This is a genomic window from Acidovorax sp., from assembly GCF_046291265.1.
Classification (GTDB): Bacteria; Pseudomonadota; Gammaproteobacteria; order Burkholderiales; family Burkholderiaceae_C; genus Acidovorax.
Genome location: NZ_JBKBTV010000027.1, coordinates 1 through 10,938, shown reverse-complemented (window position 1 = coordinate 10,938; position 10,938 = coordinate 1). Strand labels below are relative to the sequence as shown.

Here is a 10,938-nt window from a genome sequence, read left to right as displayed (position 1 = left end):
CTCGTATTCCCACCCCACCCCCTGCCTAAAATCCTCCTTTTTATGCCCCATAGCGCCCCACCCACGGCACTAGATTGCGCCATCACTCGGCGGCGCTGGCGTCTTCGACCCGCGACACCTTGAACCAGCGCACGGCGCCGCCCTTGGTGTGCAGCACCACAAAATGCAGGCCGCCCAACTGGATGTCTTCGCCGCGCTTGGGGACGTGGCCCATTTCGTGGGCGATGAGACCGCCAATGGTGTCAAAGTGCTCGCCGGGGTCGCTGCCAAGAATGGTGGCGTCAAACGCCTCGGCCACCCGCTCAATCGGCGTATCGCCGCTGACCCGGTATGTGCGGTCGGCCAGACCAAAAATGTCGCCTTCGTCTTCCGGGATGTCGAACTCGTCTTCGATCTCGCCCACGATCTGTTCCAGCACGTCTTCAATCGTGATGAGCCCCGCCACGCGGCCAAACTCGTCGATCACGATGGCCAGGTGGTTGCGGTTGCCGCGGAACTCACGCAGCAGGTCGTTGAGGCCTTTGCTTTCCGGCACAAACACCGCGGGGCGCAACAGTGCCCGGATGTTCAGCTCTGGCGCCCGCTGCAGCTTGAGCAGGTCCTTGGCCATGAGGATGCCGATGATGTTCTCGCGCTCGCCCTGGTACACCGGAAACCGCGAGTGCGCGGTGTTGATCACCAGGTACAGCAGCTCTTCGTACGGTGCTTCGATGTTGACCAGATCCATGCGGGGCGCAGCCACCATCACGTCACTGGCCGTCATGTCGGCCATGCGAATCACACGCTCCAGCATCACGCGCGATTCCGCACCGATGACCTGGTTGTCTTCGGCCTCAGCCAAGGCGTTGATGAGTTCTTCCGTGGAGTCGGGCCCAGGGTGGATGAACTCGGCCACTTTCTGCAGGAAGGTGCGCTTGTCCTCCCTTTCGGGCGGACGCCCGGGGTGCGCGGGGTGCGGGTCAGACACTGTCTGGGACGTGCGGTAGTGAATCAGGCCTCTAGGATAGCGGATTGCCGTGACGCCACGGCATTCCGGCGCCCCAACGGCTTGGGCGCCTGTTCGACTGCCTTTATTCGGCAGACTGGTGGCGGGCGTGCTGCACGCCGCTGCGCACTTCCTGGACACCGGCCAGAAAATCCCAGAACTGCTTGGCTTGCTTCTTGATCTGGTAGTCCACTTCGGCAAACTGCTGCTCCACGATCTCGGCCATGCGGGTGTCCAGGCTGGCTGGCGCAATCTGCAGGTAAGCCTCGGACTCCGAACCATCGCGGCGCACCGTGGCACCCGCGCCGCGCGCGATTTTGAGCATGGCGGTGTTCTCTGACAGCGCGTGGATGAACACCATGTTCACGCCTTCGTTGCGGGCGTGCATTACAGCCCGCTCGAACAACCGTGCGCCAAATCCACGGCCACGGGCCTGCTTGAGGACGGACACGCCGAACTCGGCGCAGTGTTTGTGCTCAGGGTGCTCAGAGAAGGCCAGATGGGCCATCGCGATGAGCTCAAGGCGGCGGTTGTAAATGCCAAAAATCTCGTCGCGGTTGAAATCAAGCTGCTCGGCGTAACGGCGAATCTGCTCGTCGTTGGCCGCATAGCCAAAACGGAGATATCGGTCCGCAGGCTCCAGCTGCAGCAAATGCTGCGTGATGCGTTCGCGGTACGACGGGCCAAGGGCGCGGATGGGGACCATCACAGGGTGGGCGTTGCTGCTGCGGCTCTCAACAGACGGGCGACCCGCCGCTGGGCGCAGCATGGCTTTGCTGATGTACCAGGAAGCCTTCAGCCAGTCTTTGGTTGCGATCATGCCTGCAAATATAAGGGTTTTCCCCAATCATTTCCAGTCCAAATTGCTGCGTTGCAACAAAATAAGAGAGTCTTCTCAAAAACAAACCAAAACCGCATCTAGCGCTTGTTGATAAAAGGCTTTTAGCTATTGTTTTTAAAGCAGGATTGCTTTTTTCCGTCCCTGGCCTGCACAAGCGGGCCGCTTTGCGAGCAAGCGTATAGCGGCCACGGCGTGGCAGCAACCAGGAGATCAGCGCTCAGTGAACAGGAACCAACGCTACGGTGCGAGATGAGTCCCCGGAGTTGGTGGTCGCAACTGCACTGGCCCCGCATACAGGTGAACCTGCGCCACTTGCATCGGCAACAGTCCGCCCGGGCAAAAGATCCAGCGCCCCGACGCGGTCCAACGACAGCGCGACCGCGCCGCCCAATTGCAACTCCAGGCTTTGAAGGCCTTCGGACCGCTTCAACTCGACCAGGCCACTAGATGCACGCAGGCGCACAAGCTGCATCTCCTTGGCATCGATGTCCATGCCGTCCTCGCGACTTCCCCGCCGCCGTGAGTGAGGGCTGCATTCCGAAGAGCGCAGATCCAGCGCCTTGACCGCTCCATGCACGGTGATCCGCTCCCCTTCAATCGTCAATGTGTCCATCGGCGCACGCACGTGAACCCGGCCCTGCTCCAATTGCAGGTGCTGGATGTGAGCCGGTGCCTCAATCTCCTTGATCCAGGTTTGCGCCCGGGAACGGCTTCCCGAGCGGGCGGTGGTGGGGGACGTGCTTACGCGCAGCACCAGCGTTTCCCCGTCGACCGATGCCGTGATCCACGTGGTGGGCTCCAATGTGCGCAGCGTTGCATCCTCCTCAGCCACCGACGGATGAATGCGCAGGTCCGAACCGGTGCCCAGTTGTACCGAAACCGGCGGCAGGTACGCCTCGGACGGCGTGGCATCTTCCACCCGCAGACGAGTCACCCCAACGAGGTCGGAAGCGCTGATCCGATGGATCCGGTCAGCCGCCGAAGATGCCTTCAGCCCGTTCCAGCCGCTGATTGCCACCAGGGCCCAGAAGCTCGCTAGCACCAGTATAAAAAGCCAGGGCCCCGTTTGGCGCAAAGCCGGTTTGCACAGCCAGTGTCTCATCAACGCAGCTCCTTTTCGCGAAGATGCAGGTAGACCTGCAGCCATAACAGCATGGGCAAGCCAATCCACAACACGGCATTGATAGCATGCACACCGAGGGACAAAGTAACCCCGCTGGCAGACCACCAGGCGAAAAGCACCGTGTCGCTGGCTTTGGCCGTGGCGCTGACCAGAAGGGTCATGAGGAACAGGACAAAAGCCAATGCCATCGTCTTGAGCATGGCCGCGCGCCGAAAATACAGAGAACCGGCCACTGCCAATGCCTGAAAAGCCCACAGCGCGATCAGGAAACCCACCTGCTGTCGCGCTGACGACACCGACGCGTCATGCCCCTGCGGCCACATTGGCACAAAAAGAGCATGCTTCGCCGGATCGAAGTAGCTGTCAGAACCCAGCGCGCCAATGGCCAACACAACCTGCTGAGCAGGCCACATGAATGCCAGGAAAAGAAGGCTGTAGCACAGCGGGTAAAGCACGGCCACCACCAACACGCACAGCAGCCATTTCTCGAAGACCGACGCGGGCCGCATAAGCGCCAGAAGCGCAGACTCACGCCGCGCCATCGCGTTGAAGTAGCGGGCTGCAAAAACGAACCCGGTGAGGAAAACCCCCCAAAGATAGAGCATCTGCTGCAGCCACGTCGGGAACTCGCGCCCCGAAGCAATGACCAGCAGAAACAAAAGCACGACCACAGCAAGCATCCCGACGACCAGCATGTGCCCCAGATACTGCGTGCGCTGCTCGGCCCATTGCGCACGCGACAGGCGCAGGAACCGGGAAGCGGAAAAGACACTGGAAGCGCCGGCTCCCAAATCAGTGTGTGCGGGCATGGTCATTCGCGCTCCTTGGCGCCCGCAGGGAGTGCGGCCAGCAACGTGTCGCGGCTCAGGCTGAGCGCTTTGTACAGAAGCTCCAGCTGCACTGTGCCTGCAGGGCCTTGGCTTTCACCATCGCGCGCCGCCACATAGGCGGTGTGGGCGCCGAGCGGTTCCTGAAACACGATGCCCCGAACGGCGCTCAACTCATCCGCACTCCGGGCTACGCCCATGTGCAACCGTTGCGCCAAGTCGCTCATGGTGGCCGACAGCGCCAGGCGCCCCTGGTCGATGAACCAGACATGGCTCAGGATGCTTTCCAGGTCGTGCGCCTGGTGGGTGCTGATCAGCACCACCCGGTCGGCGTGTTCAGGCCGTTGCATCAGCTGCCGGAACTGCCCGCGACCCACGATGTCCAGCCCGTTGGTGGGCTCGTCCATCAGCAGCAGCGGCGTGCCGGTGGCCAATGCAAAGGCAATGGCGGCTTTCTTCTTCTGGCCCAGGCTCATGGCCTCAAAGCGGGTATCGGGCGGCACCTCCAGTTCGACCAGATATTCGCGGAACCTCGGCACCGAAAACCGGGGATAGAAGACGCCTTGGGTCGCTGCCAGCTGGGTCGGCGTAAGGTTGGGCAGGTGGAACTCCTCCGGCACGATGTAGATGGACGCCAGCAGGTCCGCAGCGCGTGCGCGAGGTTTGTGCCCCAGCACCTGCAGTTGCCCGGCCCAGGGCGTGAGCAGGCCGCAAATCAGCTTAAGCAGCGTGGACTTGCCGCTGCCGTTGCGCCCGAAAAGGCCGTAGATGCCAGGCTGCTCCACACAGGCGGCAAAGCCGTCATAGAGCAGGTGTCGGCCATAGCCGAACTGCAGGTTGTCGATAGCGATCATGAACAATCCGTAACACCCCCAGGGCCGAGGGCGCGCGGATTGTCACACAGGCACCGCCGTCGTCGCCTTCACCCGGTCGAGCACAAAACTCGTCTTGCAGTCCTGCACGCTGGGGTGTTTGAGCAGCGTGTCCATGATGAAACGGCTGTAGTGCGCCATGTCGGCCACCACCACGCGCAGCAGGTAGTCCATCTCGCCGGTCAGGGCCGCGCATTCCACCACTTCGGGCCAGGTCTGCACGCTGGCGCGGAACAGGTCCATGGGGTTGCGTTTGTGGCTTTCGGTGTGTTTTTCGAGCCGTACGTTCAGGTACGCGGTCAGGCCCAATCCAACGGCCTCGGGGGGCACCAGGGCGACATAGCGGTTGATGACGCCGCTGTCTTCCAGCCGCTTGACGCGGCGCAATACGGCGCTGGGGGACAAGCCCACCTGCTCGCCGATGACGTCGTAGGTCTCGCGGCCGTTTTCTTGCAGACGGCGCAGGATGGCCCGATCCAGCTTGTCCAATGCGTTGAAACCACTCATGGCGCAGGATTCTACGAAAACCCGCGCACTTGCAGCAGCCCCTGCTGCAGGCGCGGGTATGTCCCGATAGTGACTCTGCGGCCGCAATACAAAAATTGATCTCGCAAAATAGAACGGTCGTTCTTTTTTGTGTGCATAAAAAAACCAACTTCATGGAGACAACACATGACCGGATTTTTCAGCCGCTTGTTGCGGCGACTCGCGCTGGCGGCCACGGCCGGGCTTTTGCTCGCAGGGGGCAGCGCCCACGCACAAAACGGCTACACCCAGACGCGTTACCCCATCGTGCTGGTACATGGCCTTTTTGGCTTTGATTCGGCCCTCGGAGTCGACTATTTCTACGGCATCCCCGATTCGCTGCGCCAGAGTGGCGCCAAGGTCTATGTCGCGCAGGTGTCGGCCGCCAACAGCACCGAGGTGCGCGGCGAGCAGTTGCTGGCGCAGGTCAAAACCATTTTGGCCATCACCGGCGCGTCCAAGGTCAACCTCGTGGGCCATTCCCACGGCGGGCCCACCACGCGGTATGTCGCGGGGGTTGCGCCACAGCTGGTGGCGTCGGTCACGTCCATTGGCGGCGTGAACAAGGGCTCGCGCGTGGCCGATATCCTGCGAGGTGTGGCGCCCGCCGGGTCGGTGTCTGAAACCGTGGCCAATGCTGCAGCCAAGGCACTGGTCGGCCTGATCAACCTCACATCCGGGGGCTCGGGCCTGCCGCAGATGCCGACGGCGGCCCTCGATTCGCTCACCACGGCCGGGCTGGCCCATTTCAACCGCCGCTTTCCGCAGGCGCTGCCCAGTGGCTGCGGCAGTGGGGCCGAGCTGGTCAACGGCGTGCGCTACTACTCGTGGACGGGCACAAAACCCCTGACCAATGTGCTGGATGCCAGCGACGGCCTGCTCAGTGTGATGAGCCTGACGTTTGGCGAGGCCAACGATGGGCTGGTGTCTGCATGCTCGTCCCGCCTGGGCAAACACCTGGGCGACTATCGCCAGAACCATCTGGACGAAGTGAATCAACTGCTGGGCCTGCGCGACTGGTTCTCTACCGACCCGGTGACGCTGTACCGCCAGCACGCCAACCGCCTCAAGCTGCTGGGCCTGTAGTCCGTGAAACGCTCCCGCGCTTTCGCAGGAGTCGCCCTTGCCACCACCACGGCCGCCGTGGTCTGGTGGCTCGGGGCCCCGCACTTCTTATCAGTGGACGGTGCCGAGCCGCGCCAAGCGCAGGTGTCGGCCACGGCTCCCACCGCCTCCCCAGGCCTGCGCTCCTCGCCGCGGCCCATGGACAGCAGCTTCTTTGCCGCCCGCCGCGCCGCCAGCCCCGACCAGAGTGCCGACCCGCTGCTGGTCCACGGCCTGCGCGACACGCTGGAGGCCCTGTTGATGGAGGCACAGGCCGACGACACGGCCGACCCCGCCACGCTCAAACAACGGCTGGCTGGGCTGGTGGGCAAACATTTCCCGGCGGCGCTGGCCACCCGGGCCTTGGCATTGGCCGGGCGCTACGTGGACTACCGCGTTGCGCTGGGCCAGTTGCGCACCCCCCAAGACCTGACGGACCCTGGCGCTTTGCGCGAATCCCTGGAGGCACGCCACAAGGTAAGGCAGCAGTTTTTTGACGGTGACGAGTACGACGCACTGTTTGCCCGCGAGGCCGACCTGGACCGCTATACCCTGGCGCGCCTGGAGATCGCTCGCAACACCCAGTTGACCCCCGAGCAACGCACCCAAGCCCTGCGCGACGCCGACAACGAACTGCCCGAAGCGCGCCGCACCGAGCGCCTGGCCGCCACCGAGCACCTGACCGCCGCCGCCCAAACCGCTGCGTTCAACGCCCAGAACACCGACGAACGCACCCGCCACGCCGCGCGCAGCACCCAATACGGCGAAGCCGCCGCCCACGCCATGGCCCAACTCGACCGGGACGAGCAGCACTGGCAGCAACGGCTTGACCAATACAGCCAGGCCCGCACACAGCAAGGCGACGGCGCTGCGCTGCAGCAGTTGCGCCAGCAGCTTTTTTCGGCAGAAGAGCAGCAGCGCATTGACGCGGCCCTGGCCCTGCGCCAGTTACCACCCGCAGCTTCGGGGTCCTGAGCCTGCGCGCCGCGCAAAAAAACAGGGGCAGCCATACACGCCCGAGCGTGAGCCCTGCGCCGATATTTGATCATTCGCAATATTCCTGCAAACAGGGCGGCAAAGCCTCTTGATTTCGCCAGAAAAATGAGGCACTGCGCGCCTACAGTGCATGGCATTGATCAACGAAAGCCGGAGACACCCCATGAACGCTGCCCTGCCGCAACAAACCACCGCCCAACTGGATGCCTGGGACAACCCCATGGGCCTGATGGGGTTCGAGTTCATTGAATTCACCTCGCCCACTCCCGGTGTGCTGGAGGCGGTGTTTGAAAAGCTGGGCTTCACGCTGATTGCCAAGCACCGGTCCAAGGACGTGGTGTTGTACCGCCAGAACGGCATCAACTTCATCCTGAACCGCGAGCCCCACAGCCAGGCCGCGTACTTTGGCGCCGAACACGGCCCTTCGGCCTGTGGCATGGCCTTCCGCGTCAAAGATGCGCACAAGGCCTACCAGCGTGCACTCGACCTGGGCGCCCAGCCCATCGAGATCCCTACCGGCCCCATGGAACTGCGTCTGCCCGCCATCAAGGGCATCGGCGGCGCACCGCTGTATCTAATCGACCGGTTTGAAGACGGCAAATCCATCTACGACATCGACTTTGAGTTCATCGAAGGCGTGGACCGCCGCCCCGTGGGCCACGGCCTGAACCTCATCGACCACCTGACGCACAACGTGTACCGCGGCCGCATGGGTTTCTGGGCCAACTTCTACGAGAAGCTGTTCAATTTCCGCGAGATCCGCTACTTCGACATCCAGGGTGAATACACGGGCCTGACGTCCAAGGCCATGACCGCGCCCGACGGCAAGATCCGCATCCCGCTGAATGAAGAATCGAAGCAAGGCGGCGGCCAGATCGAAGAATTCTTGATGCAGTTCAACGGCGAAGGCATCCAGCACATTGCGCTGATCTGCGACAACCTGCAGGACGTGGTGGACAAGCTGGGCATGGCGGGCGTGTCGCTGGCCACCGCGCCCAACGATGTTTACTACGAAATGCTGGACACCCGCCTGCCCGGCCACGGCCAGCCGGTGCCCGAGCTGCAGTCGCGCGGCATTCTGCTGGACGGCACCACGGCCGACGGCACACCCCGCCTGCTGCTGCAGATCTTCTCCACGCCCATGCTGGGCCCGGTGTTTTTTGAGTTCATCCAGCGCGAAGGCGACTACCGCGACGGCTTTGGCGAAGGCAACTTCAAGGCGCTGTTCGAGTCGTTGGAACGCGACCAGATCCGCCGTGGCGTGCTGAACGCCTGAGGTCGGGAGCGAACAAAGGGTTAACCCTGAGCAGATGCCTATACTGCGCGCTTCCTGGAACTCAAAAGGATCCCGATGTCGCTCCGTCGCATTTTGTTCAGCGTTGTTCTGGTCAGCGTGGCCACCGCCGCACTGGCGCAGAACCCTTCTGCCCTCCTCACCATCGTGGTGCCTTACCCCGCCGGTGGTCCGCTGGACATTTCTGCGCGCATCGTCGCCGAGGGCTCTACGGGGCTGGGCACCATCACGGTAGAGAACAAGCCCGGCGCAGGCGGTGGCACCGGGGCGGACCTGGTGGCCAAGTCCCCCAAGACCAGCAACATGGTGCTGATGGGCGCGGTGGCCACGCACGCGGTCAACCCCTGGCTGTACAAGAATGTCCCGTACGACGCGCTGAAGGACTTCAAACCCATCGCCTTGGTAGCGCGCACGCCCAACGTGCTGGTGGTGAATGCGCAGCAGGCAGCATCACTGGGCATCAAGACCACGCCGGACCTGGTGCAGTACCTCAAGAAGAACCCGGACCAGGCCAAGTACGGCTCCGGCGGCAACGGCAGCATTGGCCACATCTCGGCCGAGATGTTCAAGTCGCTCACCAACACCCGGATGGGCCACACGCCGTTCCAGGGCTCCAAGCCCGCGCTGGCGGCGCTGGAGTCCGGCCAGGTGCTGCTGGTGTTTGACAACCTGGCCTCGGCCTTGCCACAGATCCAGAGTGGCAAGCTGCTGGCACTGGGGGTGACCACGCTGAGCAGCAATGAGGCATTGCCGAAGGTACCGAGCATCAATGACAGCGTGCAAGGCTTCAACGTGTCGACCTGGTTCGGCCTGTTTGCGCCTGCGTCCCTGCCCGAGGCCGACGCGCGCCGCTACGCCACGGCGTTTTCCAACGCCATGCATTCACCTGCAGGCATGGCCAAGTTCAAGAAGATGGGCATCACACCCGAAGAGCTGACGCTCGACGGGTTTGCGCAGTTTGTGCGCTCGGAAAACAGCAAATACGAGTTTCTGATCCGGGCCGCAAAAATCAAGATCGATTAACAGCCGTCGGGCAGGTGCGCCACTTTTTGCGGTGCGCAGGGTCATGGCGGCAAAGGAGCAAAAAATGGGACAAGCCCCCGTCGTCTATGGCCAATCCACCCGCCCACCGCGTGGCGACTACTCGCGCGCCGCAGGCGACTACACCTGCCCGCAGGACTACGCGGCCTACACCGCCGCAGACCACGACACTTACCGGCGCCTGTATGAGCGCCAAAGTGCGCTGCTGCCCGGCCTGGCCAGCGACGCTTTCATCAAGGCCCTGCCATCGCTGGGCGCAAGCGACCAAATTCCACGCTTTGAAGAGGTCAACGAGCGCCTGCACAAAGCCACCGGTTGGGAGCTGGTGGGCGTGCCGGGCTTGATTCCCGAAGTGCCGTTTTTCACGCTGCTGGCCAACCGCAAGTTCCCGGTGACGGACTGGATCCGCAAGCCCGAAGAGTTTGAATACATCGTCGAGCCGGACATCTTTCACGACCTGTTCGGGCATGTGCCGCTGCTGTTCAACCCGGTGTTTGCGGACTATGTGCAGCGCTATGGCCAGGGTGGGCTGAAGGCGCAGGGGCTGGGGTCGTGCGAGATGCTGTCGCGCCTCTACTGGTACACGATCGAGTTCGGGCTGATCCGTGAGGCGGGGGAGTTGCGGGCGTATGGGGCGGGCATTCTGAGTTCGGCGGGGGAGCTGGCGTATTCGGTGCAGAGCCCGGCGCCGCAGCGCATTCCGCTGCAGCTGGAACGCACGATGCGCACGCGGTACAAGATTGATACGTACCAGCAGACGTATTTTGTGATCGACAGTTTTGCGCAGTTGTTTGAGATGACGGCGGCGGACTTTGCGCCGATTTATGAGCGGCTGCAGGGGTTGCCGGAGTTTGCGGCGGATGAGCGGGATGCTGTGGTGGCTTGATTTTTGAATGAAATTGGGCTCTAGCGCTTATCCATCAAGCGCTGGTAGCTATTGTTTTTACAATTTTTGGATTCCCCCAATACTCGTTCGGGCTGAGCCCGTCGAAGCCTGGGCACCACTCCAACCGTTCGGGTTGAGCTTGTCGAAACCTGGGCACCACCCCAACCGTTCGGGTTGAGCTTGTCGAAACCTGGGCACCACCCCAACCGTTCGGGCTGAGCCCGTCGAAACCTGGACACCACCCCAACCGTTCGGGTTGAGCTTGTCGAAACCTGGGCACGCAAGCTCACTGATCTGTGCGATGTGCCTGGTTCAAGGGCGGGAGCCGGGGTGTGCGCCCGGCGGCGCAGTGGCTTTCTTTTGCGTCGCCAAAAGAAAGCCACCAAAGAAAAGGCGACCCTACACGCTGCGTCCCTTCGCTTCGCTGCGGGCAACCTGCGGTGC

At 62.7% G+C, this 10,938-nt stretch carries 11 protein-coding genes; 5 read left to right on the top strand and 6 right to left on the bottom strand.

Translation table 11 applies throughout. The annotated features are described in order from the left end of the window. Positions 1-82: 82 nt before the first annotated feature. The 6 genes from ACK41V_RS12145 to ACK41V_RS12120 form a co-directional block, all read right to left on the bottom strand. A complete protein-coding gene (locus ACK41V_RS12145; RefSeq protein ID WP_409782591.1) occupies positions 83-967 on the bottom strand; it encodes an HlyC/CorC family transporter in 885 nt (294 codons plus the stop codon). A 103-nt stretch (positions 968-1,070) separates the two neighbouring features. Continuing rightward, positions 1,071-1,805 (bottom strand): N-acetyltransferase family protein, encoded by a 735-nt coding sequence (locus ACK41V_RS12140; RefSeq protein ID WP_409782589.1) that lies wholly within the window; start codon positions 1,803-1,805, stop codon positions 1,071-1,073. Positions 1,806-2,043: 238 nt separating this feature from the next. Then, positions 2,044-2,928 (bottom strand): hypothetical protein, encoded by an 885-nt coding sequence (locus ACK41V_RS12135; protein WP_409782587.1) that lies wholly within the window; start codon positions 2,926-2,928, stop codon positions 2,044-2,046. After that, entirely contained in the window at positions 2,928-3,764 is an 837-nt protein-coding gene (locus ACK41V_RS12130) for a hypothetical protein (RefSeq protein WP_409782584.1), read from the bottom strand. The genes ACK41V_RS12135 and ACK41V_RS12130 overlap by 1 nt, the downstream gene beginning before the upstream one ends. Beyond that, entirely contained in the window at positions 3,761-4,630 is an 870-nt protein-coding gene (locus ACK41V_RS12125; protein ID WP_409782581.1) for an ATP-binding cassette domain-containing protein, read from the bottom strand. Before ACK41V_RS12125 ends, ACK41V_RS12130 begins: the two co-directional genes overlap by 4 nt. A gap of 42 nt (positions 4,631-4,672) precedes the next feature. Further along, positions 4,673-5,155 carry an Lrp/AsnC family transcriptional regulator gene (locus ACK41V_RS12120; protein WP_409782578.1) on the bottom strand — a complete coding sequence of 161 codons (483 nt, stop codon included), beginning with the start codon at positions 5,153-5,155 and terminating at the stop codon, positions 4,673-4,675. A gap of 165 nt (positions 5,156-5,320) precedes the next feature. On the opposite strand from ACK41V_RS12120, the gene ACK41V_RS12115 reads away from it, so the two are divergent. The 5 genes from ACK41V_RS12115 (at position 5,321) to phhA (ending at position 10,494) form a co-directional block, all read left to right on the top strand. After that, a complete protein-coding gene (locus tag ACK41V_RS12115; RefSeq protein ID WP_409782576.1) occupies positions 5,321-6,259 on the top strand; it encodes an esterase/lipase family protein in 939 nt (312 codons plus the stop codon). Positions 6,260-6,262: 3 nt separating this feature from the next. Next, the gene (locus ACK41V_RS12110) at positions 6,263-7,252 is read left to right on the top strand and encodes a lipase secretion chaperone (RefSeq protein ID WP_409782573.1); all 990 of its coding nucleotides are present in this window, start codon (positions 6,263-6,265) and stop codon (positions 7,250-7,252) included. Positions 7,253-7,436: 184 nt separating this feature from the next. Beyond that, positions 7,437-8,549 (top strand): 4-hydroxyphenylpyruvate dioxygenase, encoded by a 1,113-nt coding sequence (hppD, locus tag ACK41V_RS12105; protein WP_409782571.1) that lies wholly within the window; start codon positions 7,437-7,439, stop codon positions 8,547-8,549. A 75-nt stretch (positions 8,550-8,624) separates the two neighbouring features. Further along, on the top strand, positions 8,625-9,590 hold the full coding sequence (locus ACK41V_RS12100; protein WP_409782569.1) for a Bug family tripartite tricarboxylate transporter substrate binding protein: 966 nt from the start codon (positions 8,625-8,627) through the stop codon (positions 9,588-9,590). Between the two features lie 64 nt (positions 9,591-9,654). Then, on the top strand, positions 9,655-10,494 hold the full coding sequence (phhA, locus tag ACK41V_RS12095; protein ID WP_409782566.1) for a phenylalanine 4-monooxygenase: 840 nt from the start codon (positions 9,655-9,657) through the stop codon (positions 10,492-10,494). The last annotated feature ends 444 nt before the right edge of the window (positions 10,495-10,938 follow it).